Annotated in this window: 17 protein-coding genes; all 17 read left to right on the top strand. The window is 45.8% G+C overall.

Annotated features, from left to right (window positions below; all coding sequences use genetic code 11):
- Nucleotides 1–55 precede the first annotated feature (55 nt).
- The 17 genes from MKY87_RS11305 (at nt 56) to MKY87_RS11225 (ending at nt 23,564) form a co-directional block, all read left to right on the top strand.
- Nucleotides 56–2,986, top strand: a complete 2,931-nt coding sequence (locus tag MKY87_RS11305; protein WP_340964468.1) for a glycoside hydrolase family 2 protein — start codon at nt 56–58, stop codon at nt 2,984–2,986.
- A gap of 278 nt (nt 2,987–3,264) precedes the next feature.
- Entirely contained in the window at nt 3,265–4,248 is a 984-nt protein-coding gene (locus MKY87_RS11300) for an ABC transporter permease (RefSeq protein ID WP_036606891.1), read from the top strand.
- Nucleotides 4,249–4,263: 15 nt separating this feature from the next.
- On the top strand, nt 4,264–5,166 hold the full coding sequence (locus MKY87_RS11295; protein WP_036606894.1) for a carbohydrate ABC transporter permease: 903 nt from the start codon (nt 4,264–4,266) through the stop codon (nt 5,164–5,166).
- A 188-nt stretch (nt 5,167–5,354) separates the two neighbouring features.
- The gene (locus MKY87_RS11290) at nt 5,355–7,043 is read left to right on the top strand and encodes an ABC transporter substrate-binding protein (protein ID WP_340964467.1); all 1,689 of its coding nucleotides are present in this window, start codon (nt 5,355–5,357) and stop codon (nt 7,041–7,043) included.
- A gap of 377 nt (nt 7,044–7,420) precedes the next feature.
- The gene (locus tag MKY87_RS11285) at nt 7,421–9,124 is read left to right on the top strand and encodes an ABC transporter substrate-binding protein (protein WP_339310832.1); all 1,704 of its coding nucleotides are present in this window, start codon (nt 7,421–7,423) and stop codon (nt 9,122–9,124) included.
- Between the two features lie 321 nt (nt 9,125–9,445).
- Complete coding sequence (locus MKY87_RS11280; RefSeq protein WP_434060095.1) at nt 9,446–11,143, top strand: ABC transporter substrate-binding protein; 1,698 nt, start codon at nt 9,446–9,448, stop codon at nt 11,141–11,143.
- A gap of 190 nt (nt 11,144–11,333) precedes the next feature.
- Nucleotides 11,334–13,715, top strand: a complete 2,382-nt coding sequence (locus MKY87_RS11275; protein WP_340964464.1) for a glycoside hydrolase family 95 protein — start codon at nt 11,334–11,336, stop codon at nt 13,713–13,715.
- Nucleotides 13,716–13,731: 16 nt separating this feature from the next.
- Complete coding sequence (locus MKY87_RS11270; RefSeq protein ID WP_133387168.1) at nt 13,732–15,093, top strand: GH1 family beta-glucosidase; 1,362 nt, start codon at nt 13,732–13,734, stop codon at nt 15,091–15,093.
- A 358-nt stretch (nt 15,094–15,451) separates the two neighbouring features.
- The gene (locus MKY87_RS11265; RefSeq protein WP_091038518.1) at nt 15,452–15,715 is read left to right on the top strand and encodes a hypothetical protein; all 264 of its coding nucleotides are present in this window, start codon (nt 15,452–15,454) and stop codon (nt 15,713–15,715) included.
- A gap of 318 nt (nt 15,716–16,033) precedes the next feature.
- Nucleotides 16,034–17,008 (top strand): ubiquinol oxidase subunit II, encoded by a 975-nt coding sequence (gene cyoA / locus MKY87_RS11260; protein ID WP_091038520.1) that lies wholly within the window; start codon nt 16,034–16,036, stop codon nt 17,006–17,008.
- 21 nt (nt 17,009–17,029) lie between these two features.
- Nucleotides 17,030–19,000: a cbb3-type cytochrome c oxidase subunit I gene (locus MKY87_RS11255; RefSeq protein ID WP_091038522.1), complete on the top strand. Its 1,971-nt coding sequence runs from the start codon at nt 17,030–17,032 to the stop codon at nt 18,998–19,000.
- Nucleotides 19,001–19,621, top strand: coding sequence for a cytochrome o ubiquinol oxidase subunit III (gene cyoC, locus MKY87_RS11250; RefSeq protein WP_091038523.1), 621 nt, complete (start codon nt 19,001–19,003; stop codon nt 19,619–19,621).
- Nucleotides 19,622–19,951: a cytochrome o ubiquinol oxidase subunit IV gene (gene cyoD / locus MKY87_RS11245; RefSeq protein WP_091019256.1), complete on the top strand. Its 330-nt coding sequence runs from the start codon at nt 19,622–19,624 to the stop codon at nt 19,949–19,951.
- A 216-nt stretch (nt 19,952–20,167) separates the two neighbouring features.
- Nucleotides 20,168–21,007: a 5-dehydro-4-deoxy-D-glucuronate isomerase gene (gene kduI / locus MKY87_RS11240; protein ID WP_036606918.1), complete on the top strand. Its 840-nt coding sequence runs from the start codon at nt 20,168–20,170 to the stop codon at nt 21,005–21,007.
- Nucleotides 21,008–21,092: 85 nt separating this feature from the next.
- The gene (locus tag MKY87_RS11235; protein WP_181155596.1) at nt 21,093–21,851 is read left to right on the top strand and encodes a DeoR/GlpR family DNA-binding transcription regulator; all 759 of its coding nucleotides are present in this window, start codon (nt 21,093–21,095) and stop codon (nt 21,849–21,851) included.
- Between the two features lie 77 nt (nt 21,852–21,928).
- On the top strand, nt 21,929–22,681 hold the full coding sequence (gene kduD, locus MKY87_RS11230; RefSeq protein WP_036668040.1) for a 2-dehydro-3-deoxy-D-gluconate 5-dehydrogenase KduD: 753 nt from the start codon (nt 21,929–21,931) through the stop codon (nt 22,679–22,681).
- Between the two features lie 37 nt (nt 22,682–22,718).
- Nucleotides 22,719–23,564, top strand: coding sequence for a sugar phosphate isomerase/epimerase family protein (locus MKY87_RS11225; protein ID WP_340912777.1), 846 nt, complete (start codon nt 22,719–22,721; stop codon nt 23,562–23,564).
- The last annotated feature ends 119 nt before the right edge of the window (nt 23,565–23,683 follow it).

Below are 23,683 nucleotides of genomic sequence, written 5' to 3'. Positions count from 1 at the left end.
ATAAGCAATGGTCACGGAATGCTTCACATCTTAGACTGGATTTACAAGAATCCAGATGAAGGGATGGTTGTACGATATGAATTTGTCTGATACAAGTGCTGTACGTCATACATTGAACTTAAATGGAACATGGCAGTTTCGTTTGGATCGGGAGTCCGATGAACTCGTTGAACAAGAGATATCACCGCCTTCACAGTGTGAAAATACATCATGGGAGACCATTCAGATTCCCGGTTCATGGGAAGAGCAAGGATACGGAGATGAGCCTGAATACGAAAGGCTCGATACCTGGACCAAGGTACGCGAGTATGAAGGCTCAGCCTGGTATGCTCAGGATGTGCATGTTCCATCAGACGACCCCGGATGTCACTATGTATTCAGATTGGAAGGTGTCCGATGGACAACGAATCTCTGGATCAATGGACAGTATGCCGGGCAGCAGGATAGTCTGCTGAATCAACAGAAGTGGGATGTTACCTCTCTGGTGAAGCAGGGAGAAGTGAATCGGGTGGAGATCTGCGTGGATAATACGATGAAACTCCCGCTGGCTGGTAGCCATATTCATTCATTGCATACGGCCACAGCCTGGGGGGGAATCACAGGTGGTGTTTATCTGGATATTCTGCCCCCATGCCGATTACAGACATTACGGATTCAACCAGATGTTGAAAATGGAACCCTTCTGATTGATTGTACTGTAAGCGCTCCCTCAAATGAATCAGCCAGATCAATGCAATTACATGTGGATATCCAGCATCCAGACGGCACATGGCTTGATCGATCTAGTTGTAATGTGAATCTGAGTGTTCAAGCGCATGTGGATATAAGCTCAGCAGGTGTAACTGAAAGCAACGCTTTAATAGATCAGTGGCGATTGGAACTGGGGACAGGCAACTCTATCGCAAGATGGTCGGACGAATCCCCTGAATTATACAAGGCAGTGATTCGTCTGTGTAACGGTGAACAGGAACTGGATCGGCTGGAGCAATCATTTGGTGTTCGCTCCTTTGCAACAAACGGGAAGCAGCTTGAATTGAATGGGACACCAGTATATCTGCGCGGGTACGTCGATTGCTGTATCTTTCCACTGACGGGTTATCCCGTCTGGGACAAGGAGCATTATCTTCAGCAATTACGAATCGCTAGATCGTATGGCTTCAATCATGTCCGACTGCATGGGTGGAGCGCGCCGGAGCCTTTCTGGGAGGCGGCTGATGAAGCGGGCATGTTGGTACAGGCAGAACTTCCACATTGGTCTCGTTTCTTTGAACTATCGGATCAGTCTGCGCCAGCTGAAGTATTGTCCTATCTGACACAAGAACTGGATGGGTTGCTCCAATCGTTGCATAGACATCCTTCATTCGTCATGTTCTCCATGGGGAATGAACTTATTGGTCCGAATGGTCATCCTGAACTCAATGCATTGGTATCGAGGGCAAGGGATACAGACCCGACCCGCTTATATACGGACAATACAGGTTTTGGACAGCTTCCGGCGCAAGGCCGGGAAGGTGATTATTATATTCAGTCGTTGAACTGGCATCCCCCGTTGGAATCCGCATATTCTGCTGTACCGGATACCACGCTGGATTATCATGCAGTCACCCGGCTTGCGGAACATCCCGTCATTGGGCACGAGCATGCACAATACACGATGTATGTGCGTCCTCAAGAGCGAGCCAAGTATACTGGCGTATTGCGTCCTAGCTGGTTAGGGCCGATTGAAGAATCGTTAACAAACAAAGGTATGATCGAGGACCTGGAGCATTTTCAACAGGTCAGTGGTACCCATCTGGTACGTTCCTTAAAAGAAGCGATGGAGCGAATTCGGCGAACACCGGACGCTGCGGGTGTACAGCTTCTGGACATTCGCGATTTTCCAGGGCAGGGACATGCTACGACGGGCATTCTGGATGTATTTTGGGACGACAAAGGCATTACAACACCTGAAGAATTCATGCGGTTCAATGCGGATATGGTACTGTTGTTAAGTTGTAAAGAGCGTACATTTTACGCCGGAGAACCTATTCATGTCGATGTGCGCATCTCTCACTATGGTAAAGATCCGCTTGAGGACGCAACTATTCATTGGAGGTTAATAAGCGATGATGTGATACTTACTGAAGGGGAATGGAAGACCGGAGATATCCAATGTGGGTCTGTCATGTCACTGGGAAGCATCGTCGCTACCGCTCCTCATGAAGGGGCAGCAGCTTTTCGGATCGAAGCGGAGCTGATATCAGGCGATTTGGAAAGAGCTGTAGCGAATGTATGGCAGGGCTGGTCGTTTCCTTTTTATGAGTCTCATCCGGGTTCGAATCGGTTCTGGAATACCGTGGCAGAGTTGAAGCCATTCCTGGGTGAAGCGCATGATGATTGTGTAGATCGCATCGATGGATTTCAGTTGTTGAAAAATCGGGAGATTGACTTGGTTATCGTTCAGTCGTTAACACCCAATGTCGTTGATTATGTGGTCAACGGGGGAAGTGTTTGGCTACAGTCAACCGCAGAAGGGTTGTATGATTCAGTGGAGACCAAGTATCTGCCTGTATTTTGGAATTACCTGATGTTTGCTACACAGCCTGGTGCAACGATGGGCATGTATCTGAGAGATCGGCCAGCACTACTAGGCTCCTTCCCGCATGATGGGGCTTCGGACTGGCATTGGTATCACTTGGTGAACGGTACACCAGCGATATGTTTGGATACGTTGCCCGGGGTGGAGCCGCTGATCGAAGTGGTGGACCATTTCTATCGGGCCAAACGACTCGCTTATGCCTTTGAGGCAAAAGTAGGGAAGGGCAAGATTTTGATATCCTCACTTCCGTTTGCCAATCTGGCTGTAATGAAGCGTCCGGAAGCCGCCTACTTATTTCAGGAGATGCTTGCGTATCTGAATGGAGATCAATTCCGTCCAGCAACCTCCATATCCGTAGCGCAATTACTCGGCATCGTTAAACTGCAAACCATTCAATTTACATTGTAATCAGAGGGACCCGAAAGGGTCCTTTTTGTATGCCATGTAATTGAAGTAAACGATTACTATAAAACGTTTTCGATATTTACCACTTTGAACATTATTTTTCCTTAAAATTACTTTTATATCATTTAAAAGTAGAATTTATCACTGATTTTAACGAATTAATGTCTGATTATATATGTCTATATCTAATTTTTATATGATTTTCTCTAAAATCCAGATGGTATTTTGAAAACGCTCTATCGAGTATGATTATTTTATAAAACAGAGGAGGGGGAACGGAGATGGAAACGCTAACAAAAAAATCCGCTTCCGCGAACAGAAGCAGTGACCCCAAACCGCCTTTAAAGAATCGGCGGAACGGAATTTGGGACAGAATGAAACAGCAGAAATATCTCTATCTCATGTCATTGCCATTCGTAGCTTGGGTTTTCGTATTTAACTATCTGCCACTATGGGGATGGACGATGGCTTTCCAAAATTATAAACCTGCCAGATCATTTGGTGATCAAGAGTGGGTTGGTTTTAAACACTTTGTAGAGCTGTTCAGTGATGATCGTTTCTATCTGGTACTTCGAAATACGCTTGCAATGAGCTTGATGGGACTAGTTGTCGGTTTTATCGTGCCGATATTCTTCGCTATTCTCCTGAATGAAATGAGAGGCATGTTCTTCAAGCGTGCCGTGCAAACGGTATCATATCTGCCTCACTTTGTATCCTGGGTTGTTGTAGCCGGGATCATTACGAAGATGCTCTCCACCGATGGAGGGATTATCAATGATCTTTTGGTAGGCCTGAACATTATTGATCAGCCGATCCAATTCATGGCCAAGGGGAACTTGTTCTGGTACATTGTAACCGCTTCAGATATGTGGAAGGAAACCGGTTGGAATGCCATCATCTATCTGGCGGCGATTACAGGTATCGACAATGAGTTGTATGAAGCTTCCCGTGTAGATGGAGCCAACCGCTGGAGACAGATGTGGCATATTACGCTGCCTGGCATACGGACCACGATTTCTGTACTTTTCATCATGTCAATTGGGCATCTGATCAGTATCGGTTTCGAGAAGCAGTTCTTGCTTGGCAACAGTCTGGTCACAGACTACTCGGAAGTCCTTGATTTATATGCGCTCAATTATGGTTTGAATATGGGACGATTCTCATATGGTACAGCCATAGGTATATTCAACTCCGTTGTCAGTATCATCCTTCTGTTTACTGCGAACGGCTTGTTCAAAAAATTCACTAAAGAAAGCATCATGTAGGGAGGGGACGACATTATGGCGAACAAAGCATTCAATGCTACTCGGGGCGATAAACTGTTCGATATATTCAACATCCTCGCGATGACCATGGTGCTGGTTGTAACACTTTATCCATTCCTTAACGTACTAGCTATCTCACTCAATAACTCGACAGATACAGTACGTGGCGGAATTTACTTGTGGCCTCGCGAATTCACATTACAGAACTACAAAACGATTTTCCAATATGATGGATTGTTACAAGGTTTGCAGATCTCCATTTTGCGTACACTTGTAGGTACCGTGCTCGGATTGATCAGTTCATCCATGATCGCCTTTACACTGAGCAGACCTGATTTTGGACTTAGAAAATTTGTTTCCACAACACTCGCGCTCACGATGTATTTCTCCGGTGGTCTGATTCCGGTGTACATTCTGATGCGTGACTTGAACCTGATCGGTACATTCTGGGTATATGTATTGCCTGGCATGATCAGTGCATTTAACGTGTTCATCATCCGTTCATTCATTGATGGCCTGCCATACTCATTGCAGGAATCCGCGAAGCTGGACGGAGCGAATGACTTTACGATCTATTACAGAATCATCTTGCCACTGTGTAAACCAGTGCTTGCTACCATCGCATTGTTCCTGGCTGTAGGTCAATGGAATGCGTGGTTTGATACGTACCTGTATAATGGTTCAAAGGCACATTTGACCACGCTCCAATATGAGCTGATGAAAGTATTGCAAAGTACACAGCAAGGCTCAGGTGCTGGACGAAATGCCAATGATATGGCGCAGCAAATGACACAGATTTCACCGGAATCGATCAAAATGGCGATTACGATCGTTGTAACGGTTCCAATCCTCATTGTATATCCGTTCCTTCAGAAGTACTTTGTTGGCGGTATGACACTGGGTGCAGTAAAAGGTTAAACAAGTGGGTACAGGCTGCCACATAGAGCGGCCGTACATCTACAAATGAAGCATCAGGATACCCGAAGCGCAGCCATTTGGTCTGCGCTTCACCGTATAGGGCTGCGGTGTGGTGTTCATGAAGCTATAGACAGGGACAAAAAAAGTCCCGGATAAGACAGACATATGAAACAGGGAGGATTACCATTATGGCAAGTTCCAAAATGAAGATTGCACTGGCACCAGTGCTTGCAATGTCTTTACTCGCAGGTTGCGGTGGAGGAAGCGGCGGTGATACGTCGTTCAAGGATACAAGCGCAGAGACAACTCCACTTACTTTTGATTTCTTCAGCGTTGACCCCAGTCCGAACTGGAATGGCATGAAGGATGAAGTAGGTAAAGTCCTTACGGAAAAAACAGGGATAACCCTTAACGGTGAGTTTGCCGTTAGTGGTGGTCAAGATAAAATATCCTTAATGGCGGCGAGTGGAGACTATCCGGATATCGTCTCCCCCAAAGGAGAACTCAGCAAACTGGTGGATGCCGGAGCAATGCTCGATCTGACAGATCTGATCGACCAATATGCTCCCAATCTGAAGAAGCTGTATGGTAATTACATGGACCGGTTGAAATACAGTAATGAGGATCAGGCTATCTATGTGCTGCCGACGTATTATGCGGTAGACCAGAAGTACTTTGATGCAGGTGGTGGATTTGGGATTCAGCATCGTGTACTGAAAGAACTCGGATACCCGGAAGTGCGTACACTTGAGGATTACGAGAATGTACTGAAGGCGTACAAAGAGAAACACCCAACAATTGATGGTCAGCCAACGATCCCGTTAACACTGGACGCGGATGATTGGAGAATCATGATTACGGTAACGAACCCTGCCTTCCAGGCAACAGGAGCTCCGGATGATGGTGAATACTACATTGATCCAGAGACGTATGAAGCAAGTCTGCATTACAAACGTCCAGAGGAAAAAGAGTACTTCCGCTGGTTGAACCATATGTACAATGAGGGACTGCTTGATCAGGATAGCTTCATCCAGAAAACAGACCAATACAAATCCAAAATTGCAAGTGGACGTGTTCTGGGTGTCATTGACCAGGATTGGGGTTATTCCGATGCAGAAAATGCACTGAAATCTGCGGGCAAGGATGAAGCAACGTATTCACACTTCCCGGTAACCCTGTCCGAGGATATCAAGGATCATGCCTACCAAGACCCTGGTTTTGTATCCGGTTGGGGTGTAGGGATTACAACATCGAATCCTGACCCGGTTCGTACGATTAAATTCTTCGATTACCTGGCTTCTGAAGAAGGGCAAGTGCTGATGAACTGGGGAATTGAGGGCAAACAGTACGAAGTGAAGGACGGCAAACGTGTCATTCCTGCCGACATTCTGGATCAGAAAACCAATAATGCAGCCGTATTCCAGAAAGAAACGGGTATTGGACTGTACACCAATCTGTCCGGTCACTATGGAGACGGTGTGAAGGATTCAACGGATAACTACTACACTACGAATTTCCCTGAACAGATCGTGGCAGCATATTCCGATGCAGAGAAAGAAACACTCAAAGCTTACGGTGCTACGACGTGGAAAGATCTGTTCCCGAGTGAAGACGAGTTCCCAATCAAACCATGGGGAGCAGCATACAATCTGCCAACACCAGGTGACTCCAACTACAACGTCATCTTCAAGAAAACACAGGATATCATTCGGAAACGTATCCCGGAAGCCATTCTGAGTACTCCTGAACAGTTTGATGCAATCTATGATGGCATGATTGCAGAAGTGAACCAAGCAGGAGCAGAGGATATGGAGAAACAATATACAGAACTCGTTCAAAACCGTGTTCAATTGTGGAGCGGTGAAGAGGCTAAATAAACGTTTAGCAATTCAAATCTAAAACGAAAAAGAACCCAGAATATCTGGGTTCTTTTTTTATCTAAAACGTTTTCTAAAAAACGTTTTCAATTTTACAAATTCACTATTGACAAGGGATATAGGAGCGATTATTATTCAAGTATGAAAGCACTTACATTTGCTTGTACACCACGTGGAATATACCTGAATCTCAAAGTTAACACTTACAGGAATGAAGAGGAAAAGGGTAAGAAAAGAACATTTTTTTATTTTTAAGAAAACGCTTCTAATGTTATAAAAACAAGAAAATTACATTCGTTTCATCTGGTCATGGTATTTGCAGGTCAGCCTGTTATACAAATATACAGCTTCATTAATATCCATAAGGGGGATTACACATGAAGGGCAAAACACCAAAAACATTCGCAATGCTTCTGTTAGCCAGTGCACTTGCAATTACAGCAGGATGCAGCGGCAATGGAGGAGGAACTAACGCTTCAGAGAAACCGGTTGATTCCGGAGATACAACCAGTCCAGTGACCTTTACATTCTTTGGTGCAGACGCGAGTCCGAACTGGAATAACATGAAGGATGCTGTCGGTCAAGAGATTACTAAGGCAACGGGAGTTACAATTGAAGCTGAGTATGATGTGAATAATGGTGGTGACCAAAAGATTCCTTTGATGGCTGCCAGTGGTGATTACCCTGATATTATCTATCCTAAAGGCAACTTGTCTAAGCTTGTGGATGCAGGCGCGATGCTGGACCTGACCGATCTAATTGAGGAGCATGCTCCCAATTTGAAAAAAATCTATGGTGATCAGATGAACCGTCTGAAATACAGTTTGGAAGATCAAGCCATTTACACGATTCCGACTAATATGGGTGTAGATAACGTTGCGTTTGATGCTACGGGCGGATTCGAAATTCAACAAAGAGTATTGAAAGAGCTTGGCTACCCTGAAGTAAAAACGCTTGAGGACTACGAGAACGTACTGAGAACGTATTATGAAAAACATCCAACGATTGATGGTCAACCGACTATTCCGTTAACATTGAATGCAGATGACTGGAAAATTATGATTACGGTAACGAACCCTGCATTCCAAGCTACGGGTGGACCGGATGACGGTGAGTATTATATCAACCCTGAGACGTATGAAGCCGTTCTACACTACAAACGTCCTGAAGAAAAAGAATATTTCCGTTGGTTGAACAAAATGTACAATGAGGGTCTGCTTGATAAAGATACATTTGTTCAAAAGGATGACCAATACAAATCCAAAATTGCCAGTGGCCGTGTACTCGGTCTAATCGACCAGGAGTGGAACTATGGTGAGGCGGAGAATGCTTTGAAATCGTCTAATGGTGGAGATAAAACATATGCCCACTTCTCCGTGTCCTTGAACAAGGATATTGTGGATCATACGTTCCAACCGACGGGATTCGACGGTTATGGTATCGGAATCACGACTTCGGCCAAAGATCCGGTACGTATTATCAAATTCATGGATTGGCTTGCTTCCGATGAAGGTCAGGTCCTGAGAAACTGGGGCGTTGAAGGCCAACATTACCAAGTCGAGAATGGGAAACGCATCATTCCGGCTGACGTACAAGATCGCAAAACCAATGATAACTCTGCTTTTACCAAAGAATCAGGCGTAGGCATGTATAACATATTTAGCGCCAGATACGGTGATGGTGTGAAAGATGCCACGGATAACTACTATACAACGAACTTCCCTGAACAGATTCAAGCTGGTTACACTGCTGCTGAGAAGGAAACGTTGAAAGCGTATGGTATCACAACATGGAAAGATTTCTATCCTTCCGAAGAAGATCTGAAGCTGAAAGATTGGGGCGCAGCATACAACATGCCTGTACCTTCTGACACGGATTACAACGTAACGTTCCAGAAAACACAGGATATCGTCCGTAAACGTATTCCAGAGGCTATCCTTGCCAAACCAGAGAACTTCGACAGCGTATATGATGGTCTTCTGGCTGAACTCGATAAAGCGGGTGCAGTGGAGATGGAGAAACAATACACGGTTTGGATCAAAGAACGTGTAGCTCTCTGGACTGGAAAAGATGTGAAATAAGCTTGAAAACCAAGCATTAAAGTTAAGGATTTTCATAGCAAAAAAAGCCCTTGAGAAAGGGCTTTTTTTATTGTTGACGTGAGGAGATGGATAGCCTATAATCTATCATGTAAGCACTTTCAGTAAGCGGTTTATTCCATTTACGAAAACGTTTTACGTCTGTTAGAAGAAGAATCTTTCTTTTTGCAGAATCGAAACGTCAGCTTTAGTGAACACGTTAGAATGAACGATACCGAAAGCGCATTCAAAAAAAGTGGTATCCTCAGGCATAAAGCCTGTTATACAGATAAAACCTTCATAAATAATAGGGGGAACTAGACAATGAGAGGCAAAATGAAAGGCAATACACCCAAGACGTTTGCAATGTTGATGCTCGCAAGTGCAATGTTGGTTACAGCTGGCTGCGGGAATTCGGGAACCAAAGAGACTTCGGAGTCCAGCGGAACTGAACCGATCACAGTTACATTCTTCGGGGCGGATGCTAGTCCAACCTGGAACAAGATGCAAGATGCTGTTGGTAAAAAGATTACGGAGCAAACTGGCGTTACCATTGAAGCAGAGTATGATGTAAACGATGGTGGTAACCAGAAGATTGCGCTAATGGCTGCCAGTGGTGACTTTCCTGATATGATCTACCCTAAAGGTAACTTATCTAAGCTTGTGGATGCAGGCGCGATGCTGGATCTCACGGATCTGATTGAGGAGCATGCTCCCAATCTGAAAAAAATCTATGGAGAACAGATGAACCGTTTGAAATACAGTTTGGAAGATCAAGCGATATATACTATTCCAACCAATATGGGTGTTGATAATGTTACGTTTGACGCTACAGGTGGATTTGAAATTCAGCAAAGAGTGTTGAAAGAGCTCGGATATCCTGAAGTGAAGACACTTGAGGATTACGAGAATGTACTCAGAGCCTATTATGAAAAACATCCAACCATTGATGGTCAACCAACCATTCCATTAACATTGAATGCAGATGACTGGAAGATCATGATCACGGTAACGAACCCGGCCTTCCAGGCAACAGGCGCACCGGATGATGGTGAATATTACATTGATCCTGAAACGTATGAAGCAACATTGCACTACAAACGTCCAGAGGAAAGAGAATATTTCCGCTGGTTGAATAAAATGTACAATGAAGGCCTACTGGACAAAGATGCCTTTGTTCAAAAGGATGATCAATACAAGTCCAAAATTGCCAGCGGCCGTGTCCTCGGTCTGATTGACCAAGAGTGGAACTATCAAGAAGCGGAGAACGCGCTCAAATCATCGGGTAAGGATGATGCCACATACGCTCACTTCTCTGTGTCACTTAACGATGAAATTGTGGATCACACGTTCCAACCAGCCGGCTTTGACGGTTATGGCATTGGGATTACAACTTCGGCCAAAGATCCAGTGCGTATCATCAAATTCATGGATTGGCTTGCTTCCGATGAAGGACAAGTTCTGAGAAACTGGGGTATCGAAGGTGAACATTACAACGTAGAAGATGGTAAACGCGTGATTCCAGATGACGTTCAGGACCGCAAAACGAATGACAACTCCAATTTCAGTAAGGAAACAGGAATTGGGATGTATAACGTATTTAGTGCAAGATACGGTGATGGTGTAAAAGATTCTACGGATAACTACTACACAACAAACTTCCCTGAGCAGATTGTAGCTGGTTACACAGCTGCAGAGAAAGAAACGCTGAAAGCATACGGTATCACGACTTGGAAAGAGTTCTATCCGGCTGAAGAAGATCTGCCAGTTAAGGATTGGGGCGCAGCGTATAACATGTCCGTACCTTCCGGTACAGACTATGAGGTAACGTTCCAGAAAACGCAGGATATCATTCGTAAACGGATTCCGGAAGCTGTTCTGACTACACCAGCAAACTTTGATGCAACCTATGATGCTTTACTGGCTGATTTGGACAAAGCTGGTGCAGTTGAAATGGAGAAACAATTTACGGTTTGGGTTAAAGAACGTGTCTCTCTGTGGACAGGAAAAGACGTAAAATAATATGGATTGTCTGTGATCCATGGTTACGCAAGGAAAGGGCCCCATATAGGGCCCTTTTTTTGTGGAATGATGTGATGATTTGCATTGACGCAAATTTTGAAATCACATATAATTTTATTATTGTAAGCACTTACCGAAAACGTTTTATGTTATAAGAAATATACAGCTAATTTAGGAACAGGAGCTAATCATGTCCCAACACAATAAACAAACTAAAATCAATCGTCTATGGTATCGACAACCGGCGCAACGCTGGGAAGAAGCATTGCCCATCGGAAACGGCCGTCTTGGAGGCATGGTGTACGGTGGCGCAGCAGATGAACGAATTCAGCTCAATGAAGATACATTATGGTCAGGGTTTCCACGGGATACGATTCAATACAGCAGTCAGCGGTATTTGAAACAGACGCGAGAGTTGATCATGTCTGGGCAGTATGGTGAAGCTGAGGATTTGTTGAACCGTGAAATGCTTGGTCGTGATGTAGAGGCCTACCAGCCGATGGGTCATTTTCTATTGCACCATGAGGGTCTGGATGATCTTTCATATGATGCATTTGAACGGGAGCTTGATCTGGAATCGGGTATTGCAACCACAACCTACTCATTGGAAGGAACTCAATACGTACGTGAAGTGTTTTCCAGCGCTTCGGATGATCTGATGGTCTGCACATTGACTGCTGATCAGAAGGGCGCTGTGAGTGTAGGTGTTACGCTAGACAGTCCCCATCCTTATCGCGTTGAGACTTCAGGAGATGCTCTAACCATGTTCAGTCGGTGCCCAAGTCATGTTGAGTCCAATTACTTCAGGGATCACCCGGAATCCGTCCTCTATGAAGAGGATCGGGGGACGGCTTATGCTGTCCGTGTAGCGTTTACGGCATCTGGCGATCAGGTGAAGGTCTCCAATCTGGAAGGCAGGTTACATATTCAGGGGGCTGATCAGGTTGTTTTCTATCTGGCAGCAGCTACGTCCTTTGAAAGTTATGATGTTTTGCCTGTGAAGGATCATCTTGTATTGGAAGAGGAATGCAAGGAGATGATCTCCAAAGCGACCACACATGGCGCGGAAGTCCTTCGTGACCGACATATTCAGGATCATAGCGCGTTGTTTAACAGAGTCTCTATTAATCTGGGGGTGTCGGTTAACGCCGAATTACCTACAGATGAGCGGCTGCAGGCTTATCAGGCAGGGCAACAAGACCCTGGACTGGAGGCACTTTATTTTCAATATGGAAGATATCTGTTAATGGCTAGTTCGCGTCCGGGCAGCCAGCCTGCGAATCTGCAGGGAATCTGGAACCATCAGGTAGAGCCGCCATGGCATAGTGATTACACAATCAATATCAACACGGAGATGAATTACTGGCCGGCAGAAGTCTGCAATCTCAGTGAATGTCATGAGCCGCTGTTTGATATGCTGACCGATCTCAGTGATACGGGACGTAGAACGGCGCGGATTCTGTATGGAGCCCGTGGATGGACTGCTCATCATAACGTGGACATCTGGAGAACCTCTACACCAACAGGTGGAGATGCCAGCTGGGCTTTCTGGCCGATGGGCGGCGTATGGTTGACCTCGCATCTATGGGAGCATTATCAATTTACCGGGGATCAGCGTTTTCTTGAGGAACGTGCGTATCCCATCATGAAAGAGGCGGCGCTATTCTGTCTCGACTGGCTGGTGGAAGGGCCTGATGGTTATCTGGTTACGATTCCATCCACTTCACCAGAGAACAAGTTTCTCACAGATGCTGGGGAGGCACGCAGTATATCCATGGCTTCAACGATGGATATGACGTTAATTCGTGAACTGTTCAGCCGTTGTATTGAGGCTGCGAAGCAACTGGGCATTGATCAGTCATTGGTGAGCGAGTGGGATGAGGCTCAGGAGAAACTCTATCCATTCCGAATTGGAAGCGAAGGACAATTGCTGGAGTGGTTTAAAGATTTTGCCGAATCTGAACCAGGGCATCGTCACGTTTCCCATCTATATGGGTTGTATCCGGGGGAGCAGATCAATCGAGTGCACACACCGGAATTGGTAGAAGCAGCACGGGTATCGCTTGAACGTCGTATCTCACAAGGTGGCGGGCATACAGGATGGAGCTGTGCATGGTTGATCAATCTGTATGCACGACTGCTGGATAGCAGCCAGGCACATCAGTTTGTGCGCACGTTGCTGGCCCGATCCACACATCCGAATCTGTTTGATGACCATCCACCATTCCAGATCGATGGTAATTTTGGAGGCACGGCTGGAATCGCGGAGATGTTATTGCAGAGCCACTTGAACGAGTTACATTTACTGCCTGCACTGCCTGAACTCTGGACTCAAGGTCGTGTTGAAGGCCTTCGTGCAAGAGGTGGTTATACGGTAGCGATAACGTGGACGGACAACAAGCTTGCGTCAGCGGTTATTAAGGCAGATCGAAATGAGTCGCTGACCCTTCGCAGTGTTTATCCACTGCGTGTGGAAGGAAACGAACAAGCCAAGGCAGAGCTTACGCCTCAGGGCGATTATGTAATTATTTTAACCATGACCGCAGGACAGACGATCCGCGTGTCATCATGAGACGGAGGAGCCAACCATGACCATTTTCAAATTTCCGCAAGATTTTCGCTGGGGTACAGCAACAGCTTCCTATCAGATAGAAGGAGCGGCACAGGAAGGTGGACGCGGGGTATCCATCTGGGATACGTTTGCGCGCACGCCTGGCAAAGTATATAACGGAGACAATGGTGATGTCGCGTGTGACAGTTACCACCGGTATGAGGAAGACATCGAATTGATGAAGAAACTCGGGATTAATACGTACCGGTTCTCCATTGCGTGGCCGCGCATTATTCCTGACGGAGATGGGGAGATCAATCGGGAAGGTCTGGACTTCTACCACCGCTTCGTGGATGCATTGATCGAGGCTGGAATTGAACCGTTCCTCACCCTGTATCACTGGGATCTTCCGCAAACGCTGGAGGATGACGGAGGCTGGGGCAACCGCAGAACTGTGGATGCTTTTGTGAAATATGCCGAAGTGATCTTCAAAGAATTCTCTGGCAAAATCAACTTCTGGCTGACATTCAACGAACCATGGTGTATTGCGTTCCTGTCAAACCTTCTCGGGATTCATGCGCCAGGAAACAAAGACCTGCAGACGTCAATTAATGTTGCTCATGGATTGCTGGTCGCACACGGTAAAGCTGTTCAATCCTTCCGGCGTTTGGGTACAACCGGTCAGATTGGTATTGCTCCGAACGTATGCTGGGCTGAGCCGTACAGCAAATCTCCTGAGGACCAAGCTGCGTGTGATAGATCAATCGCGCTCAATACGGACTGGTTCCTTGACCCGATCTACAAAGGCTCGTACCCGCAATTTATGGTGGACTGGTTCGCAGAAGCGGGAGCTACGGTGCCAATCCAAGAAGGCGATATGGAGATCATCTCGCAACCGATCGACTTACTAGGTATTAACTATTACACCATGGGGATCAATCGTTTCAATCCAGAGGCAGGCGCTCTGCAATCGGAAGAAGTTGATATGGGTCTCACCAAAACCGATATTGGCTGGCCAGTGGAATCACGCGGCTTGTATGAATTCATGCATTATTTGCAAAAGTACGGCAATGTAGATGTGTATATCACGGAGAACGGTGCCTGCATCAATGATGATCTGGAGAATGGCAAAATTAATGATGATCGCCGGATTGCATATTATGAACAGCACTTGGCTCAAATTCACCGCATCATTAATGACGGGATTAACCTGAAAGGGTACATGGCATGGTCACTGATGGATAATTTCGAGTGGGCAGAAGGCTACCGCATGCGTTTTGGTCTTGTTCATGTGGACTATCGCTCACTCGTGAGAACGCCGAAGGAGAGTTATTACTGGTATCAGAACGTCATCAAGAATAATTGGTTGGAGACACGGAACGAACATAATCCCCAATAGTTTAGGTGGCAGGTTTAAGGGAAAAGCAGGTCCTCATTATATATAGTTCCCTTATTGAAGTTGAAAAAGACGGTAACATTGGAGTATTCCAATGTGCCGTCTTTTTTTGTATTTTTACCGTTGGAAATGAGTAGTTCATAAAGGTTTCATAAGGTCAAGTGCAGTTCCTGTTATGAAGAGACGTTTTTTGGGTTATAAGAAGTATGATGAATTGAAAAATGTTTTGTCAACGGTCGAAATCAAAATAAAGTGTCCAAATTGCGAATAAAATTTGAACATTTGTTGACTAAAAATCATACTGATGTGGTATATTGGTATAAGGAAAGCACTTACAAAAAGGGAAAAGGAAGTGTTTACTATGGCATCGAAGACAGCAATGGTTAGCCAATTGGAGCGCAAAGACAAAAATATGCGGCGCGCCGTCTTGACGATGACAGTTCTGGCATGGGTCGCACTCATTACGGGAGTGGTCATGTGTCTGATCAATCTGAACGACTTTAATGATCGTAATCTTGGCTTGATGGTTGGTATTGGATTCCTTGTAGGTAGTGTGTTTATTTACGTTATTGCCAAAGCGATTGGCCTTGTTCATACACGCCGGGAAGACGAAGGCGCCGATTGATTATAATCCTGCGTTAATTCGTTCATAATAAGACTGGATAAGTTCCCGGAATCCAGTCAATAAAGCCCTTTGCGGATTCGTTGACACTGTTCAACGGGACTGCAAAGGGTTTTATTTTGTGACTTGAAGTGTAAAGATTACGAAGTACAAATATCAAGCATGCAAGCGATTTGTGAGAAAAAATTCACACATTTAAGGTGTAAAATCGACAAATTTGTTAACAAGAACAAAAAAGTTGTTCATTTCTGATATCTTTAGTAGGAAGAGAGTAGTATACTGATTTTTCAGTATGAGCGAATTTAAGGAGAGGGGATCAAAATGAACAAGAAACCTAGGTCGCTAATCCGGATTATCATTCCGGTTGTCCTGACGTTGGTTACAATTGCATTGATTGTCTGGCCAATGCTGGCAGGCGGGCAGTACGTTGTTCTGGATCCGAAGGGGCCAATTGGCGCTTCGCAGAGAGATTTGATTGTCATCTCGACAATTTTGTGTGCTGTCATCATTGTGCCAGTACTCATTTTGTCTGCCGTAATCGTATGGCGTTACCGCGACAAGCCGGATAACAAAGCTGCTTATGAGCCTAACTGGTCTCATAGTACGAAGGCGGAGGCAATCTGGTGGACGGTTCCAATTATTATTATTGGAATACTTGCAATTGTAACGATTCGTTACACGTATGATCTGGAGCCTTCGAAGCCGTTGGCTCATGAGAAAGAACCAATTACCATCCAAGTGTCTTCACTGGACTGGAAATGGCTGTTTATGTATCCTGAGCAAGGGATTGCAACGGTCAACACGCTGAATATTCCGGCAGACCGGCCCGTGAAATTTGAACTCACTGCGGATTCACCAATGAACTCATTCTGGATTCCGCAACTTGGAGGACAGATTTATACGATGTCGGGTATGGCGATGACCTTGTATCTGCAGGCAGATCATGAAGGCAAGTACTGGGGTTCAGGCGCTAACTTCACAGGTGAGCATTTTGGAGAAATGCGTTTTGATGTGAATGCTACATCGGACGAAGATTTTGACAATTGGGTAGCTGAAGTGAAACAGAGTTCTCAGGCGTTGACTACAGAAGGTTACAAAGCACTGGCTGAACCAGGAACAAGCAATGTTGCTTATTATTCTGCCTTCCCAGAAGGATTGTTCCAAAATATTGTGACCAAGTATGTTGTAGATGGTCAAAGTGCTCACAGTAAGCATGGAAGTTCAAGTGAAGCTTCTGGAGCCATTCAAAGTGCAACTGACAAGTCCAATCAAGACGAGGACAAGAGTGCTAACTAAAGATTCGAAAGGAGGCCCCCAATGTTAGAGAGACTTAAAGAGTTTGCATCGGAGTTTTTCGTAACTGGCGACCCGCTGATCTATGGAGCAGACGTGGCCATCGGTATTACGATGATTACTATCGTAACGGTGCTGACTTATTTCAAAAAATGGGGCTGGCTCTGGCGTAACTGGTTAACTACCGTCGATCATAAAAAGATCGGTATTATGTATATCATTGCTTCCATTATCATGTTGTTCCGTGGTGGTGTGGATGCATTGATGATGCGTCTGCAGCTGGCTATGCCTAACATGGATTTCTTACATCCTGAACATTATAATCAGGTCTTTACAACTCACGGCACGATCATGATCTTGTTCATGGCGATGCCATTTATGTTTGGTTTATTTAACGTTATCGTGCCATTACAGATCGGAGCAAGGGACGTTGCCTTCCCGTTTCTGAATGCATTGAGCTTCTGGTTATTCTTCCTGGGAGCAATGCTGTTTAACCTGTCCTTCGTTATCGGTGGTTCACCGGATGCGGGATGGCTGAGTTATCCACCTCTATCGGAGCTGTCACACAGTCCGGGGGTCGGACAGAACTTCTATATATGGGGTATACAGATATCGGGTATCGGTTCCCTGGCTACCGGTATCAACTTCCTGGTTACCATCATTAAAATGCGTGCGCCAGGCATGAGATGGATGAAAATGCCGATGTTCACATGGTCGGTATTCTCCACTTGTATCATTATCTTGTTTGCTTTCCCGATCTTGACCGTGACACTTGCATTGTTATTCCTCGACAGGTTTGCCGGGGCGCATTTCTTCACACTTGATCTGGGCGGTAACCCAATGATGTATATCAACTTGATCTGGATGTGGGGTCACCCTGAGGTATACATTGTCGTCTTGCCGGCATTCGGTGTGTTCTCCGAGATTGTAAGTACCTTCTCTCGGAAAAAACTGTTTGGTTACAAGTCAATGGTATTTGCAATGTTAATTATCAGCTTCCTGTCCTTCTTCACATGGGCGCATCACTTCTTCACGATGGGTTCAGGAGCGGACGTGAATGCCTTCTTCGCCGTAACTACGATGTTGATTGCTATTCCAACAGGGGTTAAAATATTTAACTGGTTGTTTACCATGTATCGAGGAAGGATTCGCATGGCGACTCCGATGATGTGGACACTTGCCTTTATCCCGTGCTTTATTGTCGGGGGTATGACAGGCGTTCTGTTATCCGTTGCTCCTGCTGACTTCCAGTTCCACAACAGTTACTTCCTGATTGCCCACTTCCACCAAGTATTGATCGGTGGCGTTGTCTTCGGATACTTCGCTGGTCTGTATTACTGGTGGCCTAAAATGTTCGGTTTCCAACTCGAAGAGAAACTGGGCAAATGGGCATTCTGGACTTGGAATATTGGTTTCTATGTCTGCTTCATGCCGCAGTACGCTGTCGGTCTGATGGGTATGACACGTCGTCTGAGCACATACGGCTGGGATACTGGCTGGTGGGAACTGAACTTCGTATCCACAATCGGGGCATTCCTGATGGGTGTCGGATTCTTGTTCCAAGTTGCACAAATTGCAGACGGTATTCGCAAATACAAAACACTTAAAGCTTCCGGCGATCCATGGGATGGTCGTACGCTCGAGTGGTCGATTCCTTCACCAGCTCCTGAATATAACTTCGCTGTTACACCGCGCGGAGATGATATCGATGAGTGGTGGGAAGAGAAAGAACGTCGTGCCAAAGGCATCTATCCGCCTGAGCAACCGCTTGAGCCGATTCACATGCCGAAGAATTCCTCGATTCCGTTCATCATGTCTGTCTTCTGGTTCGTTGCTGGTTTCGGCTTCGTATTCGGTTGGCTGTGGATGGCGATTCTCGGACTTGCTGGCGTAGGCATCTGTATGATCGCCCGTTCATTCTCTTACGATACGGATTATTACATTCCGGTCGACGAAATTAAGCGTACCGAAGCGTCGTTAAGGGGGTCGGTATAGATGGCTCAAGCAGCCGCTAAGCACGGTGAGAATCATGCGCATGGTCATGACCATGGCCACCATGATCCACAGGAAATGAAAATTCTCGGATTCTGGTTCTTCCTGATTTCCGACGTTATCTTGTTCTCCGTATTGTTCGCAACCTTCATTGTGTTGCGTGACAATTCGGCGGGCGGACCGATTTTGTCCGAACTGATCAAAATGCCTGGCGTTATCGCCGAGACATTCATCTTGCTCACGAGTTCATTTACAAGCGGACTTGCCGTTCTGGCAATGAACCAGGGTAAAGTAAAACAATTGATTAACTGGCTGATTGTTACAGCTGTTCTGGGTGCAAGCTTTATCGCCCTGGAGGTTTACGAGTTTGTTGAGATGGTTCACGAAGGTTTTAGTTACACAACGAGTGCAGCTTCTGGTGCATTCTTCACCCTCGTGGGTACTCACGGACTTCACGTATCGCTTGGTCTGATCTGGATGATCGGACTCATGTTCCAACTGAAAAAACGTGGGATTACCGACGTTACTCGCGGTAAGATCAACGTCATCAGCTTGTACTGGCACTTCTTGGACGTCGTATGGATCTTCCTCCTGTCGATCGTCTATCTCATGGGGGTGATGTAGATGGCAGAGCACAACTCACATGATTCCCACGGCCATGAACAACATGGCTCACTGAAGTCTTATGTCATCGGCTTCATTCTGTCCGTCGTACTGACAATCATTCCACTTGTGGTGGTTTTGAACGACATGATGGGCAAAACAGGTACACTCATTGTGATTCTTGGTACAGCAGCACTTCAGTTTGTGGTTCAACTCTTCTTCTTCATGCATATCCGTGAAACAGAGAAACCACGCTGGAATGTCATGGCCCTTATTTTCGGATTACTGATTATGATGACCATCGTAATTGGTTCGATCTGGATCATGCTTAACAATGCTGTTGCACATTAATATGTGAAGCAAAGAAGATCTCCCGGTCTGTTTTACAGACTGCGGAGATCTTTTTTTTGCTTTTATTTAAGAAATAAACATCGTTAGTGATTAATGATATGAATTATTTTAAAAATAAAGGTACACAAAAGATACATAATGAACTAAAATGAACTTATATGAACATTATCAAACTCAATCCCAACTAATTCAAATGACGAAAGGAATGGATTAATAATGGAAAATCGTTATGCTGCACATCCCAATGAAGTAAAAACGTATGATACATCTCGCCTGCGTGAGGAATTTTTGATGGAGCAACTGTTTGCAACCGATGAATTGGTTACGGTGTATTCTCATGTAGATCGTTATATTGTGGGAACGGCTGTACCTGAGAGCAAGGACATTACCCTTGAAGTGAACCTGAAAGATATCGGAACGAACTTTTTCCTGGAGCGTCGTGAAATCGGTATCATTAATGTCGGTGGTCACGGAACAGTGACAGCGGACGGACAAGGTTATGAGATTGGAGCCAAGGAATGTCTCTACATCGGTAGAGGTGTGAAGGAAGTTGTGTTCACGAGCAGTGACAAGGCTCAACCTGCCCAATTCTATTTTGTATCCACACCGGCTCATCACACCTATCCAACAGTAAAAGCAACACAAGAACAAGCTCAGCCAAATCATCTGGGCAGCATCGAAACTTCCAATGAGCGTACGATCTATCGTTACATTCACCAAGGAGAAGGTGGAATTCAGAGTTGTCAGTTGGTGATGGGCATTACCGAACTCGACAAGGGTAACATGTGGAACACGATGCCTGCACATACCCATAACCGCCGTTCCGAAGTATACTTGTACTGGAACTTGCCTGAAGACGGTGTTGTATTTCATATGATGGGTGAGCCAAACGAAACACGCCATCTGGTTGTACGTGATCGCCAGGCAATCATCTCGCCAAGCTGGTCCATTCACAGTGGTGTGGGTACAAGTAATTACACCTTCTGTTGGGCGATGGCTGGTGAGAACCAGACGTTCGAAGATATGGACGGCGTAGCGATGAAAGACCTGAAATAATAAATTACAGATGTCTGAGTTAAATTGACAGGGTAGAAATTATAACTCATTCATTTTACTCAGGTAGTATAGGAAGTTGATTATGATGAATCCATTGAAAAGACATGAAAAAATTATGGAGGCTCTGCTGGAGCGCCAGGAAGTAACCGTCAGTGATCTGAGTGAGTTGCTGCAGGTGACTGGGAAGACTGTGCGAGAGGATCTCGACAAGTTGGAGAGTATGGGACTGCTCGTACGTGTCCACGGTGGTGCTATGCTGGCTCAGAATGATCAGTATGGCATCTTGAATAGCCGCGGAGTCACAGAGAAACATCATCCGGAGAAAACAGAGATTGCTGAACGTGCCCTTGCTTACATCCGACCTGGAGATATCGTTGCTCTCGATGGTGGCAGCACCACGCTGGAGATGGCCAAACGTCTCGATAATCAACCGCTGACGGTGGTGACCAATGACCTGTTCATTATTGCGGAGTTGACCAAAAAGGAGCAAGTGCGACTGGTTGTGCCTGGCGGGGCGCGTGTACGGAATATGTTGGTTGGGGATGATACGGCTGCATTTATATCCAGTCTTAACATTCACAAAGCCTTTATATCCACGACAGCCCTTCATCCGGAATTTGGATTATCCATATACACGGGAGATCTGGTTCCTTTGAAAAAAGCAATGATATCTGCCTCGCAGCAAGTATACGGCGTTGTGGATCATTATAAATTCGGACAATTTGCACTGCGAACTTTCGCCCAGTGTTCGGAACTGGACTACATTATCAGCGATAGTCGTTTGGATGAAGAGACGGCTGCCTTATACGAGCAGAGTGGTGTCACAGTGGATTATCAAAGTTAACCTCATTCATTATTCATGGGATTAAAGAACGGACGGCTCTAAGGATTGCATATCAAAACCATGCGGAGGAATCATTCATGAACCCATTTGATTTAAGCGGACAAGTTGCACTGGTGACAGGTACCTCGGGAGGACTTGGACAAGGGATGGCAATTGGTTTGGCAGAAGCAGGTGCTGATGTGGTGCTGGTCTCTTATTCCAAACCTGCAGAAACGGCAAGTGCCATTGAAGCCCTTGGGCGCAAAGCTTATGTGATTGAAGCAGATTTAAGTCGTGAAGATGAGTTGTCAGCTGTGTTCGAAAAGGCGCTTGCGTTCCAGGGCAGAATTGACATTCTCGTCAACAATGCCGGAATCATTCGTCGCACACCTGCGGCTGATCATGCAGGGCAGGACTGGCACGATGTAATTGGTCTGAACCTGAACACTGTATTTTTCCTGAGCCAATTGGCTGGCAGACATATGATTGAACGCGGAAGCGGCAAAATCATTAATATTGCTTCCATGTTGTCCTATCAAGGTGGGATCAACGTGCCAGGATATACAGCCAGTAAACATGGCGTTGCCGGTTTAACCAAAGCACTCGCCAATGAATGGGCAGGTAAAGGAATTCAGATTAACGGTATCGCACCTGGTTATATGGAAACCGATAATACTACTCAGATCCGTGCGGACGAGAATCGTTACCGGGATATTACAGCCCGTATTCCTGCGGGGCGTTGGGGAACACCTGAAGATCTGAAAGGCCCGGTTGTCTTCCTGGCATCTGCCGCTTCGGATTATCTGAATGGTCATGTGCTGAATGTCGATGGCGGCTGGATGGCACGTTAATCGTTTGATAATCGGATTAGCATAAGGAGGCAGTGAGATGAAACTTGGTATTCTGGCGCATACATTTGGCAAACAGCCTACAGCACAGCTTGCGCAGACGATTGCGGATAACGGATTTAATTCCGTACAGCTTGCGCTGGCCAAAGCATTATCAGATGTGGACTCATCGAATGGCAAGCTGAGCCCAGGGCTAGCGAATGAGATCGGAGATCAATTTGCACAGCGCGGGGTGAAGATTGCAGTACTGGGCTGTTATATTAATCCGATAGACCCTGATCCGATAAGACGACGTGCGGACATTGATCGATTCAAGGAGCATCTGCGTTATGCCCGGGATTTTGGTTGCAGCATGGTAGCAACGGAGACCGGGGGCTTGGACACCTATCAGGATACACATCCGGATGGATATGAAGAGAAGGCGTGGAGTGTGCTGAAAGAAACGGTTGAGGAGTTGGCTGAGGAAGCGGAGAAATGGGGCGTGCATGCGGCAATTGAGCCTGTGTCCACACATACCCTTCATACCCATGAACATATGACCCGTTTGTTTGAAGAGATTCCTTCATCTAATCTGGGGATGCTGTTCGACCCGTGTAATCTGATCAAGCAACCACATGCTGCAGATCAAGGGGCTTTCTTGCGCGAGGTGATGGAATCGCTGTATCAGCGCATGATTGTGATCCATGCCAAAGATGTAGCCTTTGATGCACAGGGAGAGAAGTTCAATCCGGTACCTGGGGCAGGAATACTGGATTACCCGTTATTTTTTGAATTGCTAAAAACGTATAAGCCACATATCGATATTTCACTTGAAGGCGTAACTGCAGAGGAAGCTGTACCTGCGGCCAAACATTTGCGTGAAGTATGGAGTGCAGTTCGGGTCTAACCAAACCCAGGATGAGGTATTGCATACCGAAGCCAAAATAGTTGAAAAACCTTTGCGAGGGCAAAGGTTTTTTTGGTACAGAAATCGATAAAGTACATATTTAATATTTCTTATCGGAA

This window comes from Paenibacillus sp. FSL R7-0198 (genome assembly GCF_038000415.1).
In the GTDB taxonomy this organism is placed as follows: domain Bacteria; phylum Bacillota; class Bacilli; order Paenibacillales; family Paenibacillaceae; genus Paenibacillus.
This window is presented reverse-complemented; position numbering and strand designations above follow the sequence as displayed.